This window comes from Variovorax sp. GW821-FHT09B01, from assembly GCF_059418345.1.
The window spans coordinates 217,758-244,547 of record NZ_JBWKPQ010000011.1 but is presented as its reverse complement, the minus strand read 5'-3'; the positions used below and the strand labels follow the sequence as shown (position 1 = coordinate 244,547).

The following is a 26,790-nucleotide window of genomic DNA, read 5'->3' as shown; positions in this document are numbered from 1 at the left end:
GAAGAATCAGGAGCACACGTGCGTACCCTCACCCTCATCGGCCGTGTCCTCACGGCGGGATCCCTGGCCCTGGGCCTGGGCGGCGCCGCTCTGGCGCAGGACGCGGCCTATCCGACCAAGCCGATCCGCCTGGTCGTTCCCTACCCGCCGGGCGGCGCCACCGACGTGGCCGCGCGCATGCTGGGCCCGCGCCTGCAGGAGGAGCTGGGCCAGACCGTGCTGGTCGACAACCGGCCCGGCGCGGGCGGCAACATCGCCATGGTCAACGTGGTGCAGAGCCCGCCCGACGGCTACACGCTGGCGGTGACGCTCACGGGCATGCTGTCGATCAACCCGGTCATCTACAAGAAGGCGGGCTTCCAGGCTTCGGACTTCGTGCCGGTCGCGCGCGTATCGCTGGCGCCGCTCTTGCTGGTGGTGCCCGAGAAGTCACCGTACAAGAACGTGCAGGAGCTGCTGGCCGCGGGCAGGAAGGCCGGCAAGGGCGGCATGCCCTACGGCTCGGCCGGCGCGGGCGGGCTCTCGCACCTGGCGTCGGAAGCCTTCAACGCGAACGCCGACGGCAACTTCACGCACGTGCCTTACAAGGGCGGCGCGCCGCTGGTGCAGGCGCTGATGGCCAACGAGGTGAGCTGGGGCCTGCTGGGCACCGGCGACGTGCGCAGCTTCATCCAGTCGGGCAAGCTCAAGGCCATCGGGCAGCTGCGCAACGGCCGCTCCGAGCTGTGGCCCGAGGTGCCGACCTTGACCGAGCAGGGCGTGCCCGGCGGCGTGGACTTCGACGTCTGGTTCGGCGTGGTCGCGCCCGCGAAGACGCCGCCCGCGGTGGTCAAGCTGCTCGGCGAGAAGATCGCCAAGATCACGGCCGAGCCGGCCTTCCGCAAGCGGCTCAACGACCTCGGCGGCGTGGCGCCCGCGACCGGCAACACGCCCGAGGCCTTCGCCGAGGTGCTCAAGCGCGAACTCGCGATCCTGCCGAAGGCGGCGCAGGATGCGGGGTTGCAGCTGGACTGAGGGACAGCTAGCGCTTGGGCAGCGCGTACGCGATCACGTGGTCGCCCGTGCGCGTGCCCAGCGAGCCATGGCCGCCCGCGGCCACCACCACGTACTGGCGGCCGTCGCCGCCCTCGTAGGTCATCGGCGTGGCCTGCCCGCCCGCGGGCAGGCGGCTGCGCCAGAGCTCCTTGCCGCTGTTCACGTCGTAGGCACGCAGGTAGTAGTCGAACGTGCCCGAGAGGAAGGCCACGCCGCCGCCCGTGAGGATCGGGCCGCCGAGGCTGGGCACGCCCATCGCGAAGGGCAGCGGCAGCGGCGAGCTGTCGCGCACGGTGCCGTTCTTGTGCTTCCAGAGGATCTGGCCGCTGCGCAGGTCGGCGGCGGCCACGTGGCCCCAGGGCGGCGCCTGGCACGGCAGGCCGAGCGCCGAGGTGAAGGGATGGAGCTTCACCGCGAAGGGCGCGCCGAAGTTCTCGTTGAGCGCGGGCAGGCTGCCCTCGGGCGGCTTGCCGCCCTGCACGTAGAGCGTGCTGTCGTCGGCGCGCGGGACCAGCGTGGAGACGAAGGCCAGCGAGGCCGGCGTGGCGAACGCGATCTGGCGCTGCGGATCGACCGCCACGCCGCCCCAGTTGAAGACGCCGAAGTTGCCCGGATAGATCAGCGAGCCCTGCGTCGACGGCGGCGTGAAGCGGCCCTCGTAGCGCAGCCGGTGGAAGGCGATGCGGCAGGCCAACTGGTCGAACACGGTGGCGCCCCACATGTCGGCCGGCCGCAGCGCGGGCGGGTCGAAGGACAGGCCCGACACCGGCTGCGTCGGCGCCGTGCGGTCGCCCTGCGCGGCGCCCTGCGGTGCGGCCTGCTCGCGCACCGGCACCACGGGCTGGCCGGTGCGGCGGTCGAGCACGAACAGCTCGCCCTGCTTGGTCGGCTGCACCAGCGCCGGCACGCGCACGCTGCCCACGCGCAGGTCGACCAGGCTGGGCTGCGCGGGCACGTCGTAGTCCCAGAGGTCGTGGTGCACGGTCTGGAAATGCCAGCGCACGCGGCCGGTCGCGAGGTCGAGCGCGACCACCGAGGAGGCATAGCGCTCGGCGCCCTCGGTGCGCTTGCCGCCCCACTGGTCGGGCGGCTGGTTGCCCATGGGCACGTAGACCATGCCGAGCTTCTCGTCCACGCTCGAGATCGACCAGCTGTTGGGCGAGTTGACGGAATAGGTCCGGCCCGGGCCGATCGGCGCGGTGTCCTCGGGCCGGCCCGAATCCCAGTTCCACACCAGCGCGCCGGTCTCGATGTCGAAGGCGCGGATCACGCCCGAGGTCTCCTGCGTCGAGACGTTGTCGAGCACGGTGCCGCCCACCACGATCAGCGAGCGCGTGACCACCACCGGCGAGGTCGAGTAGTACGAGCCCGGCTTCACGTTGGGCATGTTCTTCCACAGGTCGATCTGGCCGCTGCCGCCGCCGAAGCGCGCGCAGGGCTTGCCGCTCTCGGGATCGAGCGCGAGCACGCGGCCGTCGGCCGTGGGCATGAACAGCTTGGCGGCGCAGGCGCCGTCGGCCGAGAGGTTGGGCGATGGCGCCGCGGCCGGCGGCGGCTGGTACGAGAGGCCGCGGCAGGTGAGATGCTGCAGCGCGAGCGAAGGCGCGATCTTCGGCGTGTGGCGCCACAGCTCCTGGCCCGTGGTCGCGTTGAGCGCCACCACCGACTGGTGCGGCGTGCAGAGGAACAGCCGCTCGCCGACCTTCAGCGGCGTGACCTCGAAGGTGGTCTCCTCGGGATCGCCGGGCTGGCCGCGCACGTCGCCGGTGCGGTAGTGCCAGGCCTCCTCGAGCTGCGACACGTTGACCGGCGTGATCTGGCCCAGCGTCGAATAGCGCTGGCCCATGGCGGTGCCGCCGTAGGCGGTCCAGTCGGCGCCGGCGGGCGGCAGCGCCTCGCCGGTGAAGGGCGGATCGGCCTGCGGCGCGATGCCCTCGAGACGCTCGTCGCCGCGCACCCACGACAGCACGGCCGCCACCGCGAAGGCGGCGAGCACCAGGCTCAGCGCCCGGCGCGAGGCCACGATGCCGGCGCCGTCGCGCCGCGCGAGCGCACGCGCGACCCAGGGCGTGAGCAGCAGCAGGCCGAGCAGGAAGAACAGGTCGCCGCGCGCGGCCATCGGCCACCATGCGAGCCCCACCTCCCACAGCGCCCAGGCCAGCGTGAACGCGACCACCAGCGCATAGACCATCAGGCCGCGCCCGCCGCCGCGCGGCAGCAACAGCGCGGTGGCGACCAGGCCCAGGCCCGCGAGCAGGTAGTACCAGGAGCCGCCGAGCGCGATCAGCCAGCCGCCCGCGACGACGAGCCCCAGGCCGGCCAGTCCGATCAGCAGCGCGAGGACGAGGAGCAGCGCGCTGGCGCGGGGACGGGTGGACGAGGGCATGGCGGGGACTCCGGAACGGCGGGCAAGCGCCCACCGTAGTCCTGTGCGCGCCCTGCCGGCGTAGGCGGTTCGCGCATGTGCTTCCCGGCGCGGCGCGGCAGATCGCGCGCACGGGGACCAAGGTATGCAGCGCGCGGGCGCGGCGTGGACGAAGGTACTCGCGCGCTCAGACCCGCGCGCTCAGGCCCGCGCGCGCATGGGCCAGCGCCGCCCGCGCGCGCCGCGCCCGCGCATCGGGCTGCAGCGGCCGCAGGTACTCGTGCAGCGCGAGCGCGGCCGCGCCCACCGCGGGCGCGAGCGCGTCGTAGCGCGCGGTGCGCAGCTCGGGCGCGGGCATGCCGGCGCCGTCGGCATGGTGCTTGACGCTCGCGAAAGCCGCCTGCGCGAAGCCGCGGTGCTCGGCGCAGGACTTGCCGCCGAGCACGATGGCGCGCGGATTGAAGGTGACCCAGAGGTTCTGCAGCAGCACGCCGAACAGCGCGGCAGCGCGCTGCATGTCCACGCCCTCGCGCGCCAGCACGCGGGCACCGAAGAAGGCCTCGGCGCAGCCGCGCCGGCCGCAAGAGCATGGCGGGCCGTCGAGCTCGAGGATGGTGTGGCCGATCTCGCCGGCCATGCCCTGGGCGCCGGTGAACAGGCGGTCGTTGAGCACCACGCCCGCGCCCACGCCGACGTCGCAGTTGACGAAGATCAGCGGGTCCTCGCCCTCGCCCGCGGCGAACTCGTACTCGCCGAGCGCGGCGGCGTCGGCATCGTTCTGCAGCTGCACCGTCACGCCCGTGAGGCCGGCCGCGGCCAGCGCGTCCTCGAGCATCGGCAGCAGGCGCACGTTGCGCCAGCCGAGGTTGGGCGCGAAGCGGACCTCGCCGGTGCAGTCGTCGACCGCGCCCGGCACGCACACGCCGATGCTCGACAGCCGCAGCCCGCGCTCCGCCAGCCGGCGGTGCGCGGCCGCGGCCATGCGCGCGACCTGCGCGCAGGTGCCGGCCGGCGCGCTGTCGGCCAGCGCCTGCTCGTCGGAATGCAGCACCTCGCCCTGCAGCGAGACGCAGGCCAGCCGCGCCGTGTCGACCGCGATCTCGATGCCCATGAGCGCGCGCACGCCGACATTGATCTGCAGCGGGGTCGAGGGCCGCCCGAGCCCGTCGGCCACCGCGGCGCCCGACTCGCTGAGCCAGCCCTCGTCGAGCAGCTCGCGCACCAGCAGGCTCACGGTCGACTTGGTGAGGCCGCTCTCGCTGGCGAGCCGCGCCCGCGACAGCCCCGGCTGCGCGCGCAGGAGCCGCAGCAGCACGCTGCGGTTCATGCGCTTGAGCAGCTGCTGGTCGCCGATGGTCTTCATGCGCGGGGCCGGATGGGAAAGCCTCAGGCCGTGGCCACCGCCGTCGCCGCATGCGGCGCCTGCTCGCGGCCCTCGGGCCGCTTGCCCGCGATGATCATGCCGAGCACCTCGTCCTCGGTGACGTCGGCCGTGCGGTAGGTGCCGACCAGCTTGCCGTTCTTCATCACCGCGAGCCGGTCGCTCAGCGAGAACACGTCGGGCATGTCGTGGGTGATCAGGAAGATGCCCACGCCGTCGTCCTTGAGCTGCTTCACGAGCCGGCCGACCATCGCGGTCTCCTCAGGGCCGAGCGCGGCGCAGGGCTCGTCCATGATCAGGATGCGCGCGTTGAAGTAGAGCGCGCGCGAGATCGCCACCACCTGGCGCTGGCCGCCCGAGAGGCGGCGCACCGGGATGCGGATGTTGGTGAAGTTCCTGTTCAGGCGCTGGAACACCTTGCGCGCCTGCACTTCCATGAAGTGGTCGTCGAGCGTGTTCCAGGCCGTCATCTTCTCGCGGCCCAGGAACAGGTTGGCCACCGAGTCGAGGTTGTCGGCCAGCGCCAGCGTCTGGTAGATGGTCTCGATGCCCTGCGCCTGCGCCTCGGCCGGGGTGCGGATGTTGACCCTGTCGCCCGCGATGCGCACCTCGCCCGAATCGATCGGGTAGGCGCCCGCGAGCATCTTCATCAGCGTGGACTTGCCGGCGCCGTTGTGGCCCAGCAGCGCCACCACCTCGCCCGGATAGAGGTTGACGCTCACGCCGTCGACCGCCTTCACGCCGCCGAAGGCCTTGCGGATCTCCTGCAGCTCGACCAGCGGCCGGGTCTTGTCGATCTCGGCCATCTTCAGTTCTCCCCGAATTTGCGGCGATAGAGCACGTCGAACACCACGGCCACGATCAGCACCTGGCCGATGATCACCATGCGCTTGCCGATCGGCACGTCGAGCAGCAGCATGCCGCTGTCGAGCGACTGCATGATCAGCGCGCCCAGCACCGAGCCGAAGATCGAGCCGCTGCCGCCGGCCAGCGCGGTGCCGCCGATGACGGCCGCGGCGATCACGTAGAGCTCCATGCCGGTGCCCAGCGAGTTGGTGCCGGCGTTCAGCCGCGCGATCGAGACGATGGCCGCGATGGTCACCAGCACCGCGAGCAGCGCGAACAGCATCAGCGTGACGCGCTTGACCGGAATGCCCACCAGCGCCGCCGCATCGGGGTTGCCGCCCATCGCGAAGACGTAGCGGCCGAAGCGCGTGCGGTGCACGATGAACGACAGCACGATCGCCACCACGGCCCAGATCAGCACCGGGATCGGGATGCCCTGCGGCGCGTCCTTCGAATCGATCTTGTAGTGGTTCATCACGGCCGCGAACAGCAGCACCACGGCCGCCGGCACCGCGGTCAGCAGCAGCTCGATCCACAGCGGCTCGTTGGGCATCTCGTGGCGCGTGCGCGCGCGCCGCTTCTGCACCATGCGCGCGAACAGCACCACGGCCACCAGCCCCGCGATCACCCAGCTGGCCGTGACGCCGATGCCGCCGTCGTAGCCGCCGCCCAGGCGCTGGAAGAACTCGTCGTTGACCGGCTGGGTCTTGCCGTCGGCCACCAGGAAGGCCGCGCCGCGGAACGACATCAGGCCGCCGAGCGTGACCACGAACGAGGGCACGCCGAGCACCGCCGTGAGCCAGCCTTGATAGATGGCCACCAGCAGCGCCACCGCGAGCCCCGCGAGGCAGGCCGTGGGCCAGGACCAGCCCGAGGTGTACTGCAGGTAGGCGATCAGCACGCCCACGAAGCCCATCACCGAACCGACCGACAGGTCGATGTGGCGCGCCACGATGATCAGCACCATCACGGTCGAGACGATGCCGACCACGGCCGTCTGCTGGGCCACGTTGTAGAGGTTCTCGGGCGTGAGGAACACGCCGCCCGACATGAGGTTGAAGGCGATCGCCAGCACCGCCAGCAGCACGCACATCAGCACGAGCCGCAGGTCGATGCCGGTGCGGCGCCACCAGCCTGGGGTTGGATTGCTCATTGGAGGACTCCCTCGGAGAAAACGGGATGGGCGGCGGCGGTCACGGCCGGCCCGTCGGGGACGGGGCCCGCGCCCTGCCGCGGATCGCGCGCGGCGCGGCGGGACGCACCGCGCGGTGCGCCCCCTGCCCTGTTCTTACTTGCAGGCCGCCGGCGCGTTCGCGCCCGAGACGCCCTTGCAGAGTTCGTCCTTCTTGATCCAGCCGGCCTTGACGACCACGTCGAGGTTGTCGCGCGTGACCGGCACCGGCGTCAGCAGGCGCGAGGACAGCGAGACCTTCTTCGGGCCCGAGTTCCAGGTGCCTGCCTTCTCCACCGGCTTGCCCTGCGACAGCGCCAGCGCGGCGCTGGCGGCCTCGCGGCCGAGCTCGCGCGAGTCCTTGAAGATGGTGGCGGTCTGCGTGCCCAGCGCGATGCGGTTGAGCGCCGCGAAGTCGGCGTCCTGGCCCGACACCGGGATGCCGCGCAGGCCCTTGGCCGTGAGCGCGGCCACCGCGCCGCCGGCCGTGCCGTCGTTGGCGGCCACCACGGCATCGACCTTGTTGCCGTTCTTGGTGAGGATCTGCTCCATGTTCTTCTGCGCCACCTCGGGTTTCCAGCCCTCGGTGTATTCGTCGCCGACGATCTTGATGTCGCCCTTCTTGATGGCGTCGGCCAGCACTTCCTGCTGGCCCGCGCGCAGGAAGTCGGCGTTCGGGTCGCTCGGCGAGCCCTTGATGATCACGTAGTTGCCCTTGGGCTTGACCTTGAGCACCTCGCGCGCCTCCATGCGGCCGACCTCGACGTTGTCGAAGGTGATGTAGAACACGCCGGGCGCCTCGATCAGGCGGTCGTAGGCCACCACGGGCACCTTCTGGCGCGTGGCCTTGGTCACGGCGGGCAGGATCGCGTCCTTGTCCATCGCCAGCACGATCAGCGCCTTCGCGCCCTTGGCCATCAGGCCCTCGATGTCGCCGAGCTGCTTCTCGGGCGAGCCGCCCGCATCGGCACTGATGTACTTGGCGCCGAGCTTCTCGAGCTGCGCCTTGATCGCGGCCTCGTCGGTCTTCCAGCGTTCTTCCTGGAAGTTGGACCAGCTCACGCCGACCACGGTCTGGGCCATGGCGCCCACGGCCGTCAGACCGAAAGCCATGGCGGCCAGGGTGTGTTTCAGTTGCATCGATGTCTCTCCAGTGTTGAGTCGCCCGGTGCAGGCGGCCTGTGCTTCGGGACCGGCGCGCGAAGGCCGGAACCCGCCCCATGCCACGCCTGTGGTTCGCCGCGGACCCGATTGAGAACCTTGGCGCTACTTAGTTTGGCTGGCGAACTAACTATCCCATCGCAGGCGCGGCGGGGGCATCGGGGAATTCCCCGAGCGGGTCGGACGGACGGGGGAAAAGGAGGCGCCGCGGCTCAGGGCGCGGGTGCGTTCGCCGGCGCGGGGGCCGGCCAGGCGACCTCGCTGGCCACGCGCGGCTTGCCCATCGGCGCGCCGGCCTTGCCGATGCGCACGGCCGCCATGTCGGCCTCGCTCGGGTACTGGTCCGAGAGCCAATAGTCGAACACGCGGCGCGCGATCGGCGCGGCGGCGCCGGCGCCCCAGCCGGCGTTCTCGACGATCACGGCGAGCGCGATCTTGGGATCGTTGACCGGCGCGAAGGCCATGAACAGCGCGTGGTCACGCTGGTGCTCCTCGAGCGCGCGCGCGTTGTACTTGGTGTTCTGCGCCTGCGTCACGGCCTGCGCCGTGCCGGTCTTGCCGGCCGCCTGGTAGCCCGCGCCCGCGAACACGCTGCGCGCGGTGCCGCTGGTGACCACGCTGGTCAGGCCCTCGCGGATGACCGCGATGTTGGCCGCCGTGAGGCCCAGGTTCACGCCCGGCGGCTGCGGCAGCGGCACCACCTGGCCGCTGACGGTGTCGCGCGTGGCGAGCGCGAGGTGCGGCTTGTGCTTGATGCCGCCGTTGGCCACGATCGCGGTGGCCTGCGCGAGCTGCAGCATGGTGAAGGTGTTGTAGCCCTGGCCGATGCCCAGCGAGATGGTCTCGCCCGCATACCACTTCTTCTGCTCGGGCCGCTTGTAGGTGTTGCGCTTCCACTCGGTGCTCGGCAGCACGCCGCGCACCTCGCCGCCGAGGTCGATGCCGGTGATCTGGCCGAAGCCCAGCGGCTTCATGAAGTCGTGGATCATGTCCACGCCCATCTCGTTGGCCAGCGAGTAGTAGTAGATGTTGCTCGACAGCTGGATCGAGCGGCGCATGTCGACGCCGCCGAGGTTGCCCTCGGGGCTGCCGAAGCGGTGGCCGCCGAAGTTGAAGTAGCCGGGGTCGTTGACCACCACGCTGGCGCCGCGCTTGCCGGTCTGCAGCGCGGCCAGCGCCATGAAGGGCTTGTAGGTAGAGCCGGGCGGGTAGGTGCCGCGCAGCGCGCGGTTGAGCAGCGGCTTGTCGATCGACTCGGTCAGCGCCTGCCAGCTCTCGGTGTCGATGCCCTCGACGAACAGGTTGGGGTCGAAGGTGGGCTTGCTCACGAAGGCCAGCACCTCGCCGGTCTTGGGATCGATCGCCACCAGCGCGCCGCGGCGGTCGCCGTACATCTCCTCGACCAGCTTCTGCAGCTTGATGTCGATCGACAGCATGACGGTGTTGCCCGGCGTGGCCGGATGGCTCGCGAGCCGGCGCACCGCGCGGCCGCCGGCCGAGGTCTCCATCTGCTCGACGCCGGTCTGGCCGTGCAGCGTCTTCTCGTAGCTCTGCTCGATGCCGAGCTTGCCGATGTAGTCGGTGCCCTTGTAGTTGGCCTGCTCTTCCTCGTCCCAGTCCTCCATCGCGATCTTCTCGCGCTGGTTGATGCGGCCGATGTAGCCGAGCACGTGCGAGCCGAGCTCGCCCTGCGGATAGTTGCGGAACAGCCGCGCCTTGATCTCCACCCCCGGAAAGCGGTAGCGCTGGGCCGCGAAGCGCGCGACCTCCTCGTCGCTCAGGCGGGTGCGGATCGGGATCGAGTCGAAGCTGCGCGAGTCCTCGCGCAGGCGCTTGAAGCGGCGCCGGTCGCGCGGCGAGACCTCGACCACCTGCGTCAGGTCGTCGATGGTCTGCTCCACGTCGCCCACCTTCGAGGGCGTGATCTCGAGCGTGTAGGCCGAGTAGTTGGAGGCCAGGATGATGCCGTTGCGGTCGAGGATCAGCCCGCGGTTGGGCACCACCGGCACCACGGCCGTTCGGTTGCTCTCGGCCTGCTCGGCCAGGTCCTCGTGGCGCGTGACCTGCAGGTAGATCAGCCGCGACGACAGCAGCCCGAAGGCGAACAGCACCGTGAGGCCGATCACGATCACGCGGCGCTTGAAGCGCGCGAGGTCGGCGGCGACGTTGCGGATTTCGGTCATGGGCGGCGAACGGTCAATGGATGAGCTTAGGCTTCATGCGGTGGCGAGGCAACCGGCCCGGTATCGCCGGTGCCGGCGGGCACGAAGTCCACCGTGGCGCCGAGCGCGCGCAGGCTGCGCAGGTCGGCCTCCAGATGAGTTTGGAAACCGCTGCACAGTTCCAGCGGCAGCGCCTTGAGCAGCGCGAGCGCGCGTGCCGGCGCGACGCCGAGCAGCCGCACCAGGCATTGCGCGACCTCGACGCGGCGCGCGCCCGCGTCGCGCAGCACCAGCGCGCCGCGCGTCCAGTGCGTGGGGTCGACCGGCGCGGACGCCTCTTCCGCTTCGGGCGCGTCCATGGCCTCGGCGAGGTTGGCGCGGATCTCGCGCCAGGGCGCGCCCTCGGTGCCGGGCTCGCGCTCGATGCGCGCGAGCATCGCGCCCGGGTCGTCGCCCAGCGCCGCCAGCGCCTGCAGCAGCGCGCCGAAACGCTCGATCGACGCGGCCACGGGCGACGGCGTCCAGCGGCCGGCCGAGGCCGGTGCCCACCAGACCGGATAGCCCGCGTCGGCCTCGCGCAGGTCGATGAAGTAGGGATCGCGAAAGTAGTTGGCCGCCACCGCGAGCCAGGCGGGATGCCACTGGCCCGGCGCCTCGCTGCTCAGGTCCTCGCCGGTGTGGCCGTGCGAGCGGTAGCCGACCTGGAAGGCATCGATGCCGCCGGGCTCGGGATACCACTGCGGCAGCCCGAGGTCGCCGACCACGAGGGCGGCATCCACGAAGGCCTGCACGGACGGCGGCAGGGAAGGCCCGGCGGCGGACATGGTCACAAGGGACGGTTTTCGTCGGGCTCGGGCGTGCGGCGCTGCGGCGCCAGCAGCACGAAGGTGGCCAGCGGCCACAGCGCGGCCTCGACGGCCGGCGAGATCAGCACCGACCAGCCCGGGAACACCCCGCCGCCGAGGATGCGCGTGACGATCTCGATCAGCTGCGACAGCGCGAACAGCGGCAGCACCTGCAGCGCCTGCGACAGCACCGGATACCAGAGCAGGCGGCGGTGGATGGTGATCGCGAAGAAGCCCAGCGTGGTGTAGGACAGCGCATGCTGGCCGAGCATCGAGGCCTGGTGCACGTCCATCAGCAGCCCGAAGACGAAGGCGGCGCCGATGCCCACGCGCATCGGCTGGTGCACGCCCCAGAACACGATCGCCAGCGCGAGCAGGTCGGGCATCCAGGCGGCGCGGCCGATCGGGACCATGTTGATCAGCAGGGCCACCACCAGGCTGCCCCACATGAACACGGGGCTGACGGGCAGCAACAGCTGCTGCTGGCCGGGTCGCTTGATCATCGCGCGGCCTCCGCGGGTTTCTTCGCGGCGGCGGCGGCGCCGTTCTTCTCGGACGCCTTCTCCGCGCCCTTGACGGCCGCGCCGGCCTTGCCTTCGGCCTTCTTCGGGCGCGGCGCCGGCGCGGCCGCGGCCGCCGGCGGCGGTGCCGAGGGCGCGCCCGTGGGCTGCAGCACCAGCACGTAGCGCGCGGCCATCACGTGCGCGAGCGGCACGCAGTAGATGCGCGCGAAGGCCGAGTCGGCGCGGCGCTCGATGCGCTCGATCTTCGCCACCGGCAATCCGGCGGGATAGATGCCGTCGACGCCGCTGGTCGACAGCAGGTCGCCCTCCTGCAGGTCGGCGTTGGCGGCCATGAAGCGCAGCTCGAGCCCGCCGCCATGCGCCGAGGCATCGCCGAAGGCCACGCTGCGCACGCCGGTGCGGGTGTTCTGCACGGGAATGGAGAGGTCGCGGTCGATCACCAGCGTGACCTCGCTCGTGAAGGGCTGCACCGCCGTCACCTGGCCGAGCACGCCCTGGGCGTCGATCACCGGCGAGCCCGGCGCCACGCCCTGGGCCAGGCCCTGGTCGATGACGATCTTGCGCGTGTAGGGGTCGGCCGCGTCGTACAGCACCTCGGCCGCGCGGCCCGGCGTCTGCTGCAGCTGGCGCAGCTCGAGCAGCGCGCGCAGCCGCGCGTTGTCCTGCGCCAGCGTGTCGGCCTGGCTCGCGCGCTCGGCCTGCAGCATCAGCGCCTTGCGCGCGTCGGCCTCGTTCTTCTGCGCGGTCTGCAGGTCCTCGAGGTAGCCGCCGGCGCCCACCACGAACTGCACGGGCTTGAGCGCCACCCATTGCACCGGGTAGAGCACGGCCGCGATGGCCTGGCGCACCGGCTGCACGATGTGGAAGCGGGCGTCCGCCACCATCAGGAAAAGCGCGAGCGTGCTGAAGAAGATCAGCTTGCTCAGCGCCGATGGCCCCTGGTTGAACAGGGGTGGCGCGGTGCGGTCGAGCGTGCCCAGGGGCATGGGATCAGGTCGAGTGCTGCGGCATCAGATGACAAAAGGCCGGCCCGCGCAAGCGGGGGCCGGCCGATGGAGGCGGCGCTGCATTCACTCGCTCGTGAAGATGCTTCCCAGCCGGTCCATGCGCTCGAGGGCGATGCCGCAGCCGCGCACCACGCAGGTCAGCGGGTCCTCGGCGACCAGCACCGGCAGGCCGGTTTCCTCGGCCAGCAGACGGTCGAGGTCGCGCAGCAGCGCGCCGCCGCCGGTGAGCATCATGCCGCGCTCGGCGATGTCGGCGCCGAGTTCGGGCGGGGTCTGCTCGAGCGCGTTCTTGACGGCCGAGACGATGTTGTTGAGCGGGTCGGTCAGGGCTTCCAGCACTTCGTTGCTGCTGATCGTGAAGCTGCGCGGCACGCCCTCGGAGAGGTTGCGGCCCTTGACTTCCATTTCCTTGACCTCGGAGCCCGGGAAGGCCGAGCCGATGCTCTTCTTGATGACCTCGGCCGTGGGCTCGCCGATCAGCATGCCGTAGTTGCGGCGGATGTAGTTGATGATGGCCTCGTCGAAGCGGTCGCCGCCGACGCGCACCGAGCCCTTGTAGACCATGCCGCCAAGGCTGATGACGCCCACCTCGGTGGTGCCGCCGCCGATGTCGACCACCATCGAGCCCGAGGCTTCGCTCACGGGCAGGCCGGCGCCGATGGCCGCGGCCATGGGTTCCTCGATCAGGTAGACCGAGGTCGCGCCCGCGGCCTCGGCCGCGTCCTTGATGGCGCGGCGCTCGACCTGGGTGGAACCGCAGGGCACGCAGATGATGATGCGCGGGCTCGGCGTGAGCAGCGTGCGCGGGTGCACCATCTTGATGAACTGCTTGATCATCTGCTCGGTGATCACGAAGTCGGCGATCACGCCGTCCTTCATCGGGCGGATGGCTTCGATGTTGCCCGGCACCTTGCCGAGCATGGCCTTGGCCTCGCGGCCGACGGCCTGGATCACCTTCTTGCCATGCGGACCGCCTTCGTGGCGGATGGCGACGACCGAGGGTTCGTCCAGCACGATGCCCTTGTTGCGGGCGAAGATGAGCGTGTTGGCGGTGCCGAGGTCGATCGCGAGGTCGGTGGAGAAGTACCGACGGAAAGCTCCAAACATGTGCGGAATCCTCTGGAGCACGGGCTGCGCATCGGCAGAACGTCGCTCACTCTATGGGTGTTTTGGGGGTGCTGGAAGGGTGAATTTGATCGTTTTTGCAGCAAAAGCCGGCGCGTTCGCGGGGGTTGCGGCAAAGGCGGGATAATACCCGAATCCCCTCTGAATCCCGTGTTGGCGGCCCTTGCGGCGCGCTATTTACCTCCGGTTTTTCGGCCGGTTCCACCATGTCCCTTTCCGCTTCCGATATCGCCCGCATCGCCTCCCTGGCGCGGCTGCAGCTCGCCCCCGACGAAAGCGAGCGCATGCTCAGCCAGCTCAACGGCTTTTTTGACCTGGTCGAGCGCATGCGTTCGGTCAACACCACGGACATCGAGCCCCTGGCCCATCCCGTGGCCGCCATCGAGGACATCACGCTGCGCCTGCGCGACGATGTCGTGAGCGAACCGAACAATCGCGAAGCCAACCAGAAAAGCGCCCCGGCCGTCGAAGCAGGCCTGTTCCTCGTGCCCAAGGTGATCGAACAATGAGCGGCGAACCACTGCACCAGATGGGCGTGGTCGCCCTGGCCAAGGCCTTGGCCGAACGCAAGGTCTCGGCTGTCGAGGCCTCGCAGGCCTTCCTCGGCCGCATGAAGGCCCATGAATCGCTCGGCGCCTTCGTCGACGTCAATGAAGAAGTCACGCTGGCCCAGGCCCGCAAGGCCGACGCGCTGCTCGCCGCAGGCAACGCCCCGGCCCTGGCCGGCGTGCCGATCGCGCACAAGGACATCTTCGTCACCACCGATTTCGCCACCACCGCCGGCTCGAAGATGCTCGCGGGCTACCGCTCGCCCTTCGACGCGACTGTGGTGCGCCGCCTGGCCGAGGCCGGCGCGGTCACGCTCGGCAAGTTGAGCTGCGACGAGTTCGCGATGGGCTCGGCCAACGAGAACGTCGCGGTGCCCGCCGTGGGCCACGACAAGGCCGTGCCCGTTCAGAACCCGTGGAACCGCGAGCGCATTCCCGGCGGATCCTCGGGTGCCAGCGCGGCGGTTGTCGCGGCGCGTCTCGCGCCCGCGGCCACCGGCACTGACACCGGCGGCTCGATCCGCCAGCCCGCGTCGTTCTGCGGCGTGACCGGCATCAAGCCGACCTACGGCCGCGCCTCGCGCTACGGCATGGTGGCCTTCGCATCGAGCCTCGACCAGGCCGGGCCGATGGCGCGCTCGGCCGAAGATTGCGCATTGCTGTTGTCGGCGATGTGCGGCCCCGATGTCGATCGCGACTCCACTTCTTACGACGGTGCGACCGAAGACTTCAGGCGCTCGCTCGACGCGCCCTTGAAGGACGTGGTCATCGGCGTGCCGCTCGAATGGATCGCCAGGCCCGCCGACAAGAAGGCACTGGAACTCGACAAGACCAACCCCGGCCCTTCGGAATGCGTGTCGGCCGTCTTCTGGGAGGCCATCAAGGTCTATGAAGACCTCGGGGCAACCTGGGTTCCGGTTCATCTTCCCAAGACGTCCTTGTCGATTCCGACGTACTACATCCTTGCCGCGGCAGAAGCCAGCTCGAACCTGAGCCGCTTCGACGGTGTGAAGTTCGGCCATCGCACCAAGCAGTACAAGGACCTTGCGGACATGTACGAGCGCACGCGCGCCGAAGGCTTCGGCGACGAAGTGAAGCGCCGCATCATGATCGGCACCTATGTGCTCTCACACGGCTACTACGACGCCTACTACCTGCAGGCGCAGAAGGTGCGCCGCATGATCGCCGACGACTTCCAGCAGGCCTTCAAGCAGTGCACGTTCATCGCAGGGCCGGCGGCTCCCACCACCGCGTGGAAGATCGGCGAGCACGGCGACGATCCGGTCGCCGACTACCTTGCGGACATCTATACCCTGCCAGCATCTCTCGCGGGCCTGCCAGGCATGAGCCTGCCTGCGGGATTCGACAAGCAGGGCTTGCCTGTGGGCCTCCAGTTGGTCGGCAACTACCTCAAGGAGGCCCAGCTGCTCAACGCGGCGCACCGCTTCCAGCAGGCCACCGACTGGCATGCGCGCACGCCGGAGGGCTTCTGACATGAGCGAGACAGTGAACACCTTCGAAGCACAGCAACAGGGCCGCCCGACCGGCCCGCTGGTGCGCGGCTATGAAGTCATCATCGGCTTCGAGACCCACGCCCAGCTCTCGACCGCGAGCAAGATCTTCAGCCGCGCCTCCACGGCCTTCGGCGCCGAGCCCAACACGCAGGCCTGCGCGGTCGACCTCGCGCTGCCCGGCACGCTGCCCGTGATGAACAAGGGCGCGGTCGAACGCGCGATCCGGCTCGGCCTCGCGCTCGGTTCGCACATCGCGCCGCGCAGCGTGTTCGCGCGCAAGAACTACTTCTACCCCGACCTGCCCAAGGGCTACCAGATCAGCCAGTTCGAGATCCCCGTGGTGCAGGGCGGCTCGGTGAGCTTCTTCGTCGGCGAGGAACAGAAGACCGTGCGCCTGGTGCGCGCCCACCTCGAGGAGGACGCGGGCAAGTCGCTGCACGAGGACTTCGTGGGCCAGAGCGGCATCGACCTCAACCGCGCCGGTACGCCGCTGCTCGAGATCGTGACCGAGCCCGACATGCGCTCCACCGCCGAGGCCGTGGCCTATGCGAAGGAGCTGCACAAGATCGTGACCTGGATCGGCATCTGCGACGGCAACATGCAGGAAGGCAGCTTCCGCTGCGACGCCAACGTCTCGGTGCGCCGCCCCGGCGAGAAGCTCGGCACGCGCCGCGAGATCAAGAACCTGAACAGCTTCAAGTTCATGCAGCAGGCGATCGACTACGAGATCAGCTGGCAGATCGACACGCTCGAGGACGGCGGCAAGATCGAGCAGGCCACCGTGCTGTTCAACCCCGACACCGGCGAGACGCGCGCGATGCGCGCCAAGGAAGACTCGTCCGACTACCGCTACTTCCCCGACCCGGACCTGCCGCCGCTGGTGATCGCCGCCGACTGGATCGAGCGCGTGAAGGCCGAGATGCCCGAGCTGCCGCGCGTGATGGCCGAGCGCTACGTGCGCGACCATGGCCTGTCGGCCTACGACGCCGCGCAGCTCACGCAGGGCCCGGCGCTCGCGCGCTACTTCGACGAGGCGGTGAAGGCCGGCGCCACGCCGAAGCTCGCGAGCAACTGGATCACCGGCGAGATCGCACGCCGCCTCAATGCCCAGGAGATCGGCATCGAGGCCGCGCCGGTCAGCGCGGCGCAGCTCGGCCAGCTCGTGAAGCGCATCGCCGACGGCACCTTGCCGAACAACGCCGCGCGCCAGGTCTTCGAAGCGCTGTGGACCGGCGAAGGCAGCGACGTCGACGCGATCATCGAGGCCAAGGACCTGAAGCCGATGAACGACGCCGGCGCGCTCGACGCGATCCTCGACGAGGTGATCGCGAAGAACGCCAAGAACGTCGAGGAGTACCGCGGCGGCAAGGAGAAGGCGCTCAACGGCCTCGTGGGCCAGGTCATGAAGGCCAGCGGCGGCAAGGCCAACCCGGCGCAGGTCACGGAACTGCTGAAGGCCAAGCTGGCCTGAGCCCGGGCTTCGGCCCGATACGACGGTGAAGCGGGCCCCGCGCGGGCCGCTTCACCGTTTTTTCTTTTGGGGGATGCCGGTCAGCGCGCGGTGGTCGCGGTCTCGCCCGACCACAGCTGCTTGAGCCGCACGCGCTCCTCGTCGAAGCGCGCGTTGACGCGCTTCTTCTCGTCTTCCTGCTCGCCGATGAAGCGGTTCTGCACCGCCACGCTCTTGGCGTTGTCGTCGAGCCGGCGCCGCAGCACGCCGGGCGCCTTGCTCGCGTCGCCCTTGTAGAACTCGAGCTCCTCGTCGATCTTCTTGCGGTCGTCGGCCAGTTCGGACAGCCGCTTGCGCGCCGCCTGGATCACCGCGTCGACCTGCACCAGCGCCTCGCCGCGCTCGCGCTCGTGGGCGGCGGCGTTCGGATAGCGGATCAGCAGCGCGCGCTCGCGCCGGCGCTCGTCGGCGATGCGCGCGGCCTGCACCGCGGCCTCGCGCGCGCGGTCCTCGCGTTCGGCCTGCTCGCGCGCCGTGTAGGTGGGCTCGAGCCGGCGCCGCGTCATGCCGCTCGGGCTCAGCTCGCGCTGCTCGCGGTCGCTGCATTCGGCGATCGGCCGGTCGGCGGTCAGGGTGCGGCCCTTGGCATCGACGCACGAATAGATGCCCGCGGCGCTGGGCACGGGCGCGCCCTTCTGCGCCTGGGCCAGCGCCAGCGTGCAGCCGGCGGCGAGCACCGCGGCCAGCGCGGCACGGGCGTTTCCGATGGCGCGGAATCGGCTGTGGCGGGCGCGGCGCGGCAGGCGGTGCATCGGGCGTTTCCTTCAGTGGGCGCCGTAGCGCGTGCGGTAGGCGAGCACGCGCTCGCGGTGGGTGCCGAGGTCGGCGGCCGCGCCGCCCGAGAGGTAGCTCAGCAGGTCGTCGAGGGTGGCGATCGCCACCACCTGCAGGCCGAGCTGGTTGCGCACGTACTGCACGGCGCTGTGGTCCACGTCGACGCCGTTCTCGGTCGCCTTCTCCTGGCGGTCGAGCGCGATCGCCACCGCGTGCGGCACCGCGCCCGCGGCCTGGATCGCGGCGATCGACTCGCGCACCGCGGTGCCCGCGGACATCACGTCGTCGACGATCAGCACCCGGCCCTGGAGCGGCGCGCCGACCAGGTTGCCGCCCTCGCCGTGCGCCTTGGCTTCCTTGCGGTTGTAGGCGAAGGGCACGTTGCGGCCGCGCCGCGCGAGCTCGGCCGCCACCGTGGCGCCCAGCGGGATGCCCTTGTAGGCCGGGCCGAAGATCATGTCGAACTCGAGCCCGCTCTCGATCAGGCGGTCTGCATAGAATCCCGCGAGCCGCGCGATCTTGGCGCCGTCGTCGAAGAGGCCCGAATTGAAGAAATAAGGACTCATGCGGCCGGCCTTGGTCTTGAACTCGCCGAAGCGCAACACGCCCGCGTCGAGCGCGAACTGGACGAAGTCCTGCGCCACCGCACTGCTTTTCTCACCATCTACAGCCATCGGAATTCCTTGTGTTCAAACTGACCAGTCTCAATCTCAATGGCCTGCGTTCGGCCGCCACCAAGGGCGTTGCCGACTGGGTGGCCGAATTGGCGCCGGATTGTATTTGCATGCAGGAGATCCGGGTCCAGGCCAGCGACATCGAAGGCCGCTTCGAGGAGATGGCCGGCCTCAAGGGCCACTTCCATTTTGCCGAGAAGAAGGGCTACGCGGGCACCGCGATCTACACGAAGCACGTGCCCAGCGAGGTGGTGGTGGGCTGGGGCGACGCCGAATTCGACGCCGAGGGCCGCTATCTCGAGCTGCGCTTCGACACGCCGAAACGCAAGTTCTCGGTCATCAGCTGCTATTTCCCGAGCGGCAGCTCGGGCGAGGAGCGCCAGCAGGCCAAGTTCCGCTTCCTCAAGGGCTTCTTCCCGCACCTGGTGGCGCTGAAGAAGCAGCGCGAGTTCGTGCTGTGCGGCGACATCAACATCGCCCACAAGGAGATCGACCTCAAGAACTGGCGCGGCAACCAGAAGAACAGCGGCTTCCTGCCCGAGGAGCGCGCCTGGATGACGAAGCTGCTCGACGCCGGCGCCGAGGGCGCGGGGCTGGTCGACGTCTACCGCATGCTCAAGCCCGACACCACCGGCGAGGCCTACACCTGGTGGAGCAACCGCGGCCAGGCCTATGCCAACAACGTGGGATGGCGGCTCGACTACCACCTCGCCACGCCGAAGACCGCCGCGCTCGCGCGCACCGAGCAGATCTTCAAGACCATCAAGTTCAGCGACCACGCGCCGATCACGCTGGAGTACGACTTCACGCTCTGAGCGCCCGGCCGCCTAGCCGCAGCAGCGCCCGATCCGCCCCTCTCGGTACAGCGGCCCCAAATCTTCCGCCAGCGCCCCCAGCGTGCGGCGCCATTGCGCATGCGAGGGATCGGCCGCGAGCGCCGCGCGCATGCGCGCCAGCAGCTCGGCGCGCAGCGCGGGCTCGTCGATGCCCAGCACCCGTCCGGCATCGACCACCAGCCGCCCGCCGACCAGCACCTGCGCCACATGGCGCCCACTGGCCCGGGCCAGCACCAGCTCGAGCGGATCGATGTCGTCGAACAGCGCATCGTCGTCGAGCGCCTCGAGGTCCAGCAGCACCAGGTCGGCCGGGGCGCCGGTCGCGATGCGGCCGCCCGACACCAGCGCGCCGCCCACGCTGCGCGGGCCGTGGCCGGCCGCGAAGGACCAGAGCTGGGCCGGGGTCATGGCGCGCTCGTAGCCCCAGCCGCGGTGCAGCGCATAGGCCAGGCGCATCTCGCGCAGGGCGTCGTCGTCCTCGTCGAAGGCCATGCCGTCCAGCCCCATGGCCACGCGGCAGCCCTGGCGCAGCATCTCGGCCAGCGGCGCGATGCCCGACTGGAGGCCGAGGTTCGAGCTGGTGTTGACGGCGATGGTGGCGCCGCGCTCGGCGATCAGCGCGAGCTCGTCGGGCCGCGCCCAGGTGCAGTGGGCGAGCGTGAGGCGCGGGGTGAGCAGGCCGATCGCGTCGAGAAAGCGCACGATGCCGCCCGGATGATTGGCATCGGCCCAGTCGCGCTGGTAGCGCGTCTCGAGCAGGTGCATGTGGACCGGCCGGCCGGTATCGGCCGAGGCGCGCGCGATGGCCTCGAGCAGTGGCGTGCCGCACCACTGGACCGCGGTGGGGCCGTACTGCACGGTGACGTGCGCGCCCAGGCCCTCCTCCTCGACCATGCGCGCCACGGCGTCGACCTGCGCGAGCTGCCGCGCGGGCTCGATGGGCTGCACCGCGAGGCGCCGCGCGACCGCGTCGCGGATGCCGGGGCGCAGCAGGGCCAGCACGGCGGCATCGTCGTCGTAGGCGATGCCGTGGCGGTCGCGCATGGCGACCGCGAAGCCGATGCGCACGCCCACGTCGCGCGCGGCCCGCGCCACCGCGCGCGCTTCGTCGACGTAGTCCATGCCGCCCTGCACGCGCGTGTAGTGGACCATCAGGTTCGCCACGCCATGGCGCAGCGAGCGCGCGAACGAGGTGGCGGTGCAGAGGTAGGGGTCCATGCCCGGCACCGTGCCCAGGAAGGGCAGCCAGCTCTCGAGCGGCTGGCCGAAGGCGCCGAGCGTGGCGCTGCGGAAGGTGCGCGCATGGTCGTGCGCATTGGCCAGCGCCGGCAGCACGAGCCGGCGCGGCGCGGGGCCTGCGGCATCGCGCGACGCGATCGCGCCGAAGCGTTCGCCGTCGAGCGCGATGCGCATGCCGGCCTGCGCGGGCTGCAGGCCCGGCTCGGCCAGCAGCCAGGCGCAGTCGATGGCGTCGGGGTGCGGGGCGAGGGTCATGCGACGCCTCAGCTCGCCACCACCCGGCGCGCGGCCGCGGGCGGCAGGAAGCGCCGGTCGAACACCTCGCCGGGCGCGGGCGCGCGCGGCAGCTCGAAGGCGGTGCGCAATTGCGCGATGGCGCGGCCCATGCGCGCATCGTCGACATCGCCGATGCCGGCCTGCGCGACCGCGGGCGTCAGCATCACGGTGCGCAGCGTGTAGAGCAGGCGCCGCTTCTCGAGCGCGGCATCGAGCAGCGGCTCGCGCTTGGCGAGCGCGGCGATGGCCGCGTCGGGGTCGGCGATCGTGTCGAGCACCGCGCGGTGGATCGCGCGCACCAGCCCGGCCACGGCCTCGGGCCTGTCGCGCAGCAGCGCGCGCGACACCATCACGCCGTTGCCGTAGAGGTCCACGCCATGGTCGGCGTAGTGGAACCAGCGGATGTCGCGGTCGGGGTCGACGCCCTGCGCCACCAGGTTCATGTAGCTGGTGACCGAGAACACGGCCGAGCCGTCGACATGGTCCTTGAGCAGCATCTGCTCCTGCAGGTTGGGCGCCATGCCGGTCCACTGGACCTTGGCGGGATCGATGCCCGCGCGCGCCGCGATCACCGGGAACATGCGCGCCGCGGCGCCGCCGGCCGGGCTGCCGAGCGTGCGGCCCTCGAGGTCCTTGAGCGTCTTGATCGGTCCTGACGCCTTCACGATCAGCGCGAAGGGCGCGCGGTCGTAGAGCATGTAGACCATCACGGGCGCGTCGGCCGGCCGCGTGGCGGCGTTCTGCACGATGGCGTTCATGTCGCCGAAGGCGGCCTGGTAGGCGCCGTTCATCACCTTGGTGACGGCGGCCGCCGAGCCGTCGCCCTGGTCGATGCTCACGGCCAGCTTCTCGGCCGCGAAGTAACCGCGGTCCTGCGCGAGGTAGTACCAGGCATGGATGCCCTGCAGCTTCCAGTCGAGCACGAACTTGATCGGCGTGGGCGCCTGCGCGAAGGCACGCGGCGCGCCGAGCACGGCCGCCAGCGCGGGCAGGGCCGCGAGCGCGCCGCGGCGCGAGAGGGTTTTCAGCATGGGAGCTCCTTGGTCTTGCGTGAAGTTCAGGCGGCCTCGAAGCGCACGTCCTGCGCGCCCTCCCACAACACCCGCCGGCCGAGTTCGCGCAACTGCTCGCGCCCCTCGACGATGCTCAGGAAGTGGTTGCCCGCGAGCTGGCCCATGCGGCTCGAGAAGCTGCAGGCGCCATAGGCCAGGATGATCTCGGTCTCGCTGTAGCCGCCGGGATAGAACAGGATGTCGCCCACCGAGGGATGGCTGGTGTGGTTCTCGAAGCCCACGCCGAGCTGGAAGTCGCCCAGCGGCACCCAGCAGCCTTCGCCGCTCCAGCGCACGTGGATCAGCTTCTGCCGGTAGGGCAAGAGCTTCGAGAACGCGGCCACGGTGAGCGGCGCGTCGGGATGGGTCTGGGCCACGAAGCGCAGGTCGCCCGCGGTGATGAGGATGCGCGTGGAAGTCATTGGAGGTCGTCCTTGGGTCAGGCCATGGCCATGTCGGTCTTGCGCTGGGCCCAGCCCGTCATGCGCCGCTCGACGAGGGCCGACACCGCGTACAGCAGCACGCCCATCGCCGCGAGCAGGAACAGGCCCGCGAACACCATCGGCACGTCGAAGTTGCCGCTGGCGATCATCATCACGGTGCCGATGCCCTTGTTGGCCGCCACGGTCTCGCTGAGCACCGTGCCCACGAAGGCGAGCGTGATCGCGATCTTGAGCGAGGCGAACAGGTAGGGCAGCGTGCGCGGCAGGCCCACGTTCCAGAGGATGTCGCGCTTGCGCGCGCCGAGCACGCGCAGCACGTCCTCGAGCTCGGGCTCGGTGCTCGCGAGGCCGGTGGCCACGTTGACCACCACCGGGAAGATGCTGATCACCATCGAGGTCAGGATCGCGGGCACGGTGCCGGCCCCGAACCACACCACGAACAGCGGCACCACCGCCACCTTCGGAATGCTCGAGAAGCCCACCAGCAGCGGATAGGTCACGTCGTAGGCCAGCTTCGAGGAGCCGATGGCCACGCCGATCAGCACGCCCGCGGCCACGCCCAGCACGAAGCCCGCGAGCGTGGTGTAGAGCGTCTGCACGGTGTGCGGCCACAGCAGCGGCATCTTCTCGAGCAGCACATGGGCGATCTGGCTCGGCCGCGGCAGCACCAGGTCGGAGATGCCGCCGGCCAGGCAGACCAGTTCCCACAGCACGAAGAAGCCGAGCAGCGCGCCGGTCGACAGCAGGCGCTGGCGCAGCACGGGGGAGATCGCGTTCATGCCGCCACCTCCGCGACCAGCGGTTCGGCCGCCACGGCCTCGGGCGCCGCATCGCCGCCGCGGCGCGCCTGCGCGATGCGCATGCGCAGCTGCTGCACCAGCGTCGCGAACTCGCTCGCGTAGCTGCTCTCGAGCGTGCGCGGCCGCGCGAAGCCGACCTCGCGCGTCTCGAGGATGCGGCCCGGCCGCGCGCTCATCACGCAGATGCGGTTGGCCAGGTAGGCCGACTCGCGCAGGTCATGCGTCACCAGCAGCACCGTGGGCCGGCGCGCGATCCACAGCGACTGCATGATGTCCCACAGCTCCTCGCGCGTGAACTGGTCGAGCGCGCCGAAGGGCTCGTCGAGCAGCAGCAGCTCGGGCTCGTGCACCAGCGCGCGGCACAGCGAGGCCCGCTGCAGCATGCCGCCCGAGAGCTGCCACGGCCGCTTGTCGCCAAAACCCTTCAAGCCGACCTGGGCCAGCAGCGCATCGGCGCGCTCGGCGTATTCGCCGCGCTTCTTGCGCCGGTAGTCCTGGCGAAACGGCTCGACGATCTTCAGCGGGATCATCACGTTCTCGCGGATCGTGAGCCAGGGCAGCATGGTCGGGTTCTGGAACGCGAGGCCGATGCGCAGCCGCGGCGCGGCCGAGGCATGGCTGCCCGCGGGCGTGCGCACGCCCACGGCGCCCACCTCGCGCCCGCCCGCGATCACCGCGCCGGCGCTGGGCCGCAGCAGCCCGGCCACCAGCTTGAGGATGGTCGACTTGCCGCAGCCGCTGGGGCCGACCAGCGCGACGAAGTCGCCCTTGTCGATGCCCAGCGTGGTGTGGTCCAGCGCGATGGTGCCGCCGCCGTAGCGCAGCATCACGTCCGACAGTTGGATGAAGGCTCGTTCCATGGTCGCTTTCAGGAAGAAGGAGAGGACGTGCCTGCGTCCTCGACGCGCACGATCGCGGCCACCGGACCGCCGCCCGCGGGCCCCTGGTGCTCCGCGCCGCCCGAGACATAGAGCGCGGTGTGGCCGGCCAGCGAGGCCAGCACGCCGCCGACCACCGCGCGCGCATGGCGCGTGGCATGGATGTCGGAGTCGTTGAGCATGGTGTGGCGCTCGCCGCGCACGCGGCCGTCGGGGCTGGCCTCGGCCTTGGCGAGCAGGTTCACGAGCCGGCGCGAGACGGCCTGCGCGTCGCGCTCGGCATCGAGGCCGAAGGCGTCGCGCAGCAGCGCGCGCACGCTGTGGCCGTCGATCGCGTCGCGCATCACGCCATGGGCGATGCGCAGCGCCGAGGCGCTGGCGCGCGCCTCGCCGAGCACGATGACCACGTTGCCCTCGAGCTCGATGCCGGCCGAGGCCGAGGCGCGCGCCGAGTAGGCGCTCCAGTCGGCCATCACGCTGGCGTCGCCGATATCGGCGCGCGCCACCTCGCCGAGCGCCACCGCCACGCCGAGCGCCGAGGCGCCGCGCGAGTAACCCATCGACTCGTAGCTGTCGTGCGTGACCGGCGCGGCACCGCGCGCGAGCGCGGCCGCCACCTTGGCCGAAGTCAAGAGCGGGCACTTGACCTGCACGAAGTGCACGTCGTGCGTGCCGTCGATGCCCGCGTCGCGCATCGCCGCGGCCACGGCCTCGGCGGTGGCGTCGATCTGCGCGGCGCGGCCCATCTCCTCGGGCAGGAAGTCGCGCGTGTGCGCGACGCCCACCACCAGCCGCTTCTCGCCATGCGTGGGCATGGCCTCGTCGCGCCAGCGCCGCGCGAACACGGTGAAGTGCGGCGAGAGCACGCCCTCGGTGCCGCCCGACATCACGAGCGCCACCTGGCGGTGCACGGCCTCGGGCGTGCAGCCGAGCGCGCCCGCGAGCAGCTGGCACCAGGCCGCGGAGGCGTACTCGCGCGTGAAGTCGTTGACGCAGCCGTTGCCCTCGGTCTTGCCCATCACCGCGACGATCTCGGACGGCACGAGCTCGCCCGCCTCGATCAGTGCCCGCGCGCCGCGCAGGTCGCCGGGCCCGCTGCACGGGATGCGCCAGACGCGGACCTCCTGGATGCGGCCGCCGCTCATGCCGCGTTCCAGTCGATCTCGCCGACCGGCACCGCGTTCACGGGCACGCCCGGCGGCGTCTCGAGGATCGCGCTGCTGTAGTGCTCGGTGTTGCGCGGCCTGGCCACCGGCATGCGCTGCACGCCCTTCACCGAGCGGCCCCAGCCCGCGGCCTCGGCCACCAGCCGGCCGTCGCGCATCACGAAGCGCCCACGCAGCAGGGTGTGCAGCGGATAGCCGCGCACCGCGCGCCCGTTCCACGGCGAGATCTTGCTGATGCTCTGCAGCTTGTTCTGCGACAGCACGCCCGCGCGGTTCATGTCGACGAAGGCGATGTCGGCATGCGCGCCCGGCGCGATCACGCCCTTGGTGCCGTACAGGCCCCAGGCCTTGGCCGGGTTGACCGAGCTCCAGCGCACGTAGTCCATCAGCGAGGCACGGCCGCGGTTGACCTCGGTCAGCATCAGCGGCATCTGCGTCTCCACGCCCGGGAAGCCGCAGTCGCAGTCCCAGATGCTCTCGCGCGTCTTCTCCTCGGGCGCGTGCGGCGCATGGTCGGTGGCGATCATGTCAAGCGTGCCGTCCATCAACGCATCCCACAGCGGCTGGTTGTGGCGCGGCTCGCGGATCGGCGGGTTCAGCCGCATCACGCCACCGAGCGTGCGCATGTGGTCGGTGTTGAGCAGCAGGTACTGCGGGCAGGTCTCGGCCGTCACGTCGACGCCGCGAGCGCGCGCCGCGCGCAGCAGGTAGAGCGAGTCGGCCGCGCTGTGGTGCGCGATATGCACGCGCGCGCCGGTCCATTCGGCCAGGGTGAGCACGCGGCCGATGGCCTCGATCTCGGCCACCGCGGGCCGCGCCGCCAGGTGCGCCATCGCGTCGATGCGCCCGGCAGCCTGCATCTTCTTCTGGCGCCGGAACAGGATCGAGGAGTTCTCGGCATGCACCACGGTGCGGATGCCCAGCGGCGCGAGCTTCTCGAAGCCCTCGAGCAGCGCGCCGTCGGTGGGCGCGGGCAGGTTGCCGAAGGTGTTGCCGACGAAAGCCTTGAAGCTGGTCACGCCGGCCTCGAGCAGCTCCTCGAGCCGCTCGACGGTGTCGTCGCCGAGCAGGCCGTGGATGCCGAAGTCCACGTACGAGGACTCGGCCGCCTTCTGCTTCAAGCGCAGCGCCTCGACGGTGCCGGTCGGCGGGTTGGTGTTGGGCATCTCGAACACGGTGGTCACGCCGCCGAGCGCGGCGGCGGCCGAGCCGGTCTTCCAGGTCTCCTTGTTCGGATAGCCGGGGTCGCGGAAATGCACATGGCTGTCGATGGCGCCCGGCAGCAGGTGCAGGCCGTCGGCGCGCATCTCCTCGCGCGCGCTCGGCATGGTGTCGTCGTGGCCCACGGCCACGATGCGCTCGCCGGCGATCGCGACGGCGGCTTCGAAGATGCGGTCCGGCGACACCACCTGGGCGCCGCGGATGACGAGGTCGACTTCCTTCATGGTTCGTTCCCCG

At 70.8% G+C, this 26,790-nt stretch carries 24 protein-coding genes; 5 read left to right on the top strand and 19 right to left on the bottom strand.

The window, feature by feature from the left end:
• The first annotated feature begins 18 nt into the window (after positions 1-18).
• Complete coding sequence (locus tag AC07RV_RS27480; protein ID WP_093344103.1) at positions 19-1,014, top strand: Bug family tripartite tricarboxylate transporter substrate binding protein; 996 nt, start codon at positions 19-21, stop codon at positions 1,012-1,014.
• A gap of 7 nt (positions 1,015-1,021) precedes the next feature.
• On the opposite strand, the gene AC07RV_RS27475 is transcribed toward AC07RV_RS27480, so the two are convergent.
• From AC07RV_RS27475 to AC07RV_RS27430, 10 genes are all read right to left on the bottom strand, one after another.
• Entirely contained in the window at positions 1,022-3,421 is a 2,400-nt protein-coding gene (locus AC07RV_RS27475) for a membrane-bound PQQ-dependent dehydrogenase, glucose/quinate/shikimate family (RefSeq protein WP_296774674.1), read from the bottom strand.
• Between the two features lie 166 nt (positions 3,422-3,587).
• A complete protein-coding gene (locus tag AC07RV_RS27470; RefSeq protein WP_093344100.1) occupies positions 3,588-4,763 on the bottom strand; it encodes an ROK family transcriptional regulator in 1,176 nt (391 codons plus the stop codon).
• Between the two features lie 23 nt (positions 4,764-4,786).
• Positions 4,787-5,587, bottom strand: a complete 801-nt coding sequence (locus tag AC07RV_RS27465) for an ATP-binding cassette domain-containing protein (protein ID WP_296774671.1) — start codon at positions 5,585-5,587, stop codon at positions 4,787-4,789.
• 2 nt (positions 5,588-5,589) lie between these two features.
• Positions 5,590-6,780, bottom strand: coding sequence for a sugar ABC transporter permease (locus AC07RV_RS27460; protein WP_093344098.1), 1,191 nt, complete (start codon positions 6,778-6,780; stop codon positions 5,590-5,592).
• A 135-nt stretch (positions 6,781-6,915) separates the two neighbouring features.
• A complete protein-coding gene (xylF, locus tag AC07RV_RS27455; RefSeq protein ID WP_093344096.1) occupies positions 6,916-7,938 on the bottom strand; it encodes a D-xylose ABC transporter substrate-binding protein in 1,023 nt (340 codons plus the stop codon).
• 233 nt (positions 7,939-8,171) lie between these two features.
• The gene (gene mrdA, locus AC07RV_RS27450) at positions 8,172-10,142 is read right to left on the bottom strand and encodes a penicillin-binding protein 2 (RefSeq protein ID WP_203203792.1); all 1,971 of its coding nucleotides are present in this window, start codon (positions 10,140-10,142) and stop codon (positions 8,172-8,174) included.
• A gap of 26 nt (positions 10,143-10,168) precedes the next feature.
• Positions 10,169-10,945, bottom strand: a complete 777-nt coding sequence (locus AC07RV_RS27445; protein ID WP_296774665.1) for a hypothetical protein — start codon at positions 10,943-10,945, stop codon at positions 10,169-10,171.
• Positions 10,946-10,947: 2 nt separating this feature from the next.
• Positions 10,948-11,469 (bottom strand): rod shape-determining protein MreD, encoded by a 522-nt coding sequence (gene mreD, locus AC07RV_RS27440; RefSeq protein ID WP_093344091.1) that lies wholly within the window; start codon positions 11,467-11,469, stop codon positions 10,948-10,950.
• Entirely contained in the window at positions 11,466-12,476 is a 1,011-nt protein-coding gene (mreC, locus tag AC07RV_RS27435) for a rod shape-determining protein MreC (protein WP_296774664.1), read from the bottom strand. Before mreC ends, mreD begins: the two co-directional genes overlap by 4 nt.
• An 84-nt stretch (positions 12,477-12,560) precedes the next feature.
• Complete coding sequence (locus AC07RV_RS27430) at positions 12,561-13,604, bottom strand: rod shape-determining protein (protein WP_057591261.1); 1,044 nt, start codon at positions 13,602-13,604, stop codon at positions 12,561-12,563.
• A 224-nt stretch (positions 13,605-13,828) separates the two neighbouring features.
• Between AC07RV_RS27430 and gatC the strand changes: the two genes are divergently transcribed.
• Genes gatC through gatB form a run of 3 tightly spaced genes read left to right on the top strand, consistent with a single transcriptional unit; the run spans position 13,829 to position 17,155 of the window.
• Complete coding sequence (gene gatC / locus AC07RV_RS27425) at positions 13,829-14,131, top strand: Asp-tRNA(Asn)/Glu-tRNA(Gln) amidotransferase subunit GatC (protein ID WP_296774662.1); 303 nt, start codon at positions 13,829-13,831, stop codon at positions 14,129-14,131.
• Positions 14,128-15,663: an Asp-tRNA(Asn)/Glu-tRNA(Gln) amidotransferase subunit GatA gene (gatA, locus tag AC07RV_RS27420; RefSeq protein WP_296774660.1), complete on the top strand. Its 1,536-nt coding sequence runs from the start codon at positions 14,128-14,130 to the stop codon at positions 15,661-15,663. The genes gatC and gatA overlap by 4 nt, the downstream gene beginning before the upstream one ends.
• A gap of 1 nt (position 15,664) precedes the next feature.
• Complete coding sequence (gene gatB / locus AC07RV_RS27415; protein WP_093344085.1) at positions 15,665-17,155, top strand: Asp-tRNA(Asn)/Glu-tRNA(Gln) amidotransferase subunit GatB; 1,491 nt, start codon at positions 15,665-15,667, stop codon at positions 17,153-17,155.
• Positions 17,156-17,235: 80 nt separating this feature from the next.
• Here gatB and AC07RV_RS27410 read toward each other — a convergent pair whose 3' ends face one another.
• Together AC07RV_RS27410 and pyrE are read right to left on the bottom strand one after the other, a co-directional pair.
• The gene (locus AC07RV_RS27410; protein ID WP_296774658.1) at positions 17,236-17,946 is read right to left on the bottom strand and encodes a DUF4124 domain-containing protein; all 711 of its coding nucleotides are present in this window, start codon (positions 17,944-17,946) and stop codon (positions 17,236-17,238) included.
• A gap of 12 nt (positions 17,947-17,958) precedes the next feature.
• Entirely contained in the window at positions 17,959-18,642 is a 684-nt protein-coding gene (gene pyrE / locus AC07RV_RS27405) for an orotate phosphoribosyltransferase (protein ID WP_296774656.1), read from the bottom strand.
• 11 nt (positions 18,643-18,653) lie between these two features.
• On the opposite strand from pyrE, the gene AC07RV_RS27400 reads away from it, so the two are divergent.
• Positions 18,654-19,457, top strand: coding sequence for an exodeoxyribonuclease III (locus tag AC07RV_RS27400; protein WP_057591267.1), 804 nt, complete (start codon positions 18,654-18,656; stop codon positions 19,455-19,457).
• A gap of 12 nt (positions 19,458-19,469) precedes the next feature.
• On the opposite strand, the gene AC07RV_RS27395 is transcribed toward AC07RV_RS27400, so the two are convergent.
• Genes AC07RV_RS27395 through allB form a run of 7 tightly spaced genes read right to left on the bottom strand, consistent with a single transcriptional unit; the run spans position 19,470 to position 26,777 of the window.
• Positions 19,470-20,972, bottom strand: a complete 1,503-nt coding sequence (locus AC07RV_RS27395; RefSeq protein ID WP_296774654.1) for an amidohydrolase family protein — start codon at positions 20,970-20,972, stop codon at positions 19,470-19,472.
• A gap of 8 nt (positions 20,973-20,980) precedes the next feature.
• Positions 20,981-22,024 (bottom strand): ABC transporter substrate-binding protein, encoded by a 1,044-nt coding sequence (locus AC07RV_RS27390; protein ID WP_296774653.1) that lies wholly within the window; start codon positions 22,022-22,024, stop codon positions 20,981-20,983.
• A gap of 26 nt (positions 22,025-22,050) precedes the next feature.
• On the bottom strand, positions 22,051-22,467 hold the full coding sequence (locus tag AC07RV_RS27385; RefSeq protein WP_203203782.1) for a DUF3830 family protein: 417 nt from the start codon (positions 22,465-22,467) through the stop codon (positions 22,051-22,053).
• Between the two features lie 17 nt (positions 22,468-22,484).
• A complete protein-coding gene (locus tag AC07RV_RS27380; RefSeq protein ID WP_296774650.1) occupies positions 22,485-23,267 on the bottom strand; it encodes an ABC transporter permease in 783 nt (260 codons plus the stop codon).
• A complete protein-coding gene (locus AC07RV_RS27375) occupies positions 23,264-24,148 on the bottom strand; it encodes an ABC transporter ATP-binding protein (protein ID WP_296774649.1) in 885 nt (294 codons plus the stop codon). The genes AC07RV_RS27380 and AC07RV_RS27375 overlap by 4 nt, the downstream gene beginning before the upstream one ends.
• An 8-nt stretch (positions 24,149-24,156) precedes the next feature.
• Positions 24,157-25,311: a cyanuric acid amidohydrolase gene (gene atzD / locus AC07RV_RS27370; RefSeq protein WP_296774647.1), complete on the bottom strand. Its 1,155-nt coding sequence runs from the start codon at positions 25,309-25,311 to the stop codon at positions 24,157-24,159.
• Positions 25,308-26,777, bottom strand: a complete 1,470-nt coding sequence (gene allB / locus AC07RV_RS27365; RefSeq protein WP_296774645.1) for an allantoinase AllB — start codon at positions 26,775-26,777, stop codon at positions 25,308-25,310. Before allB ends, atzD begins: the two co-directional genes overlap by 4 nt.
• Positions 26,778-26,790 lie beyond the last annotated feature (13 nt).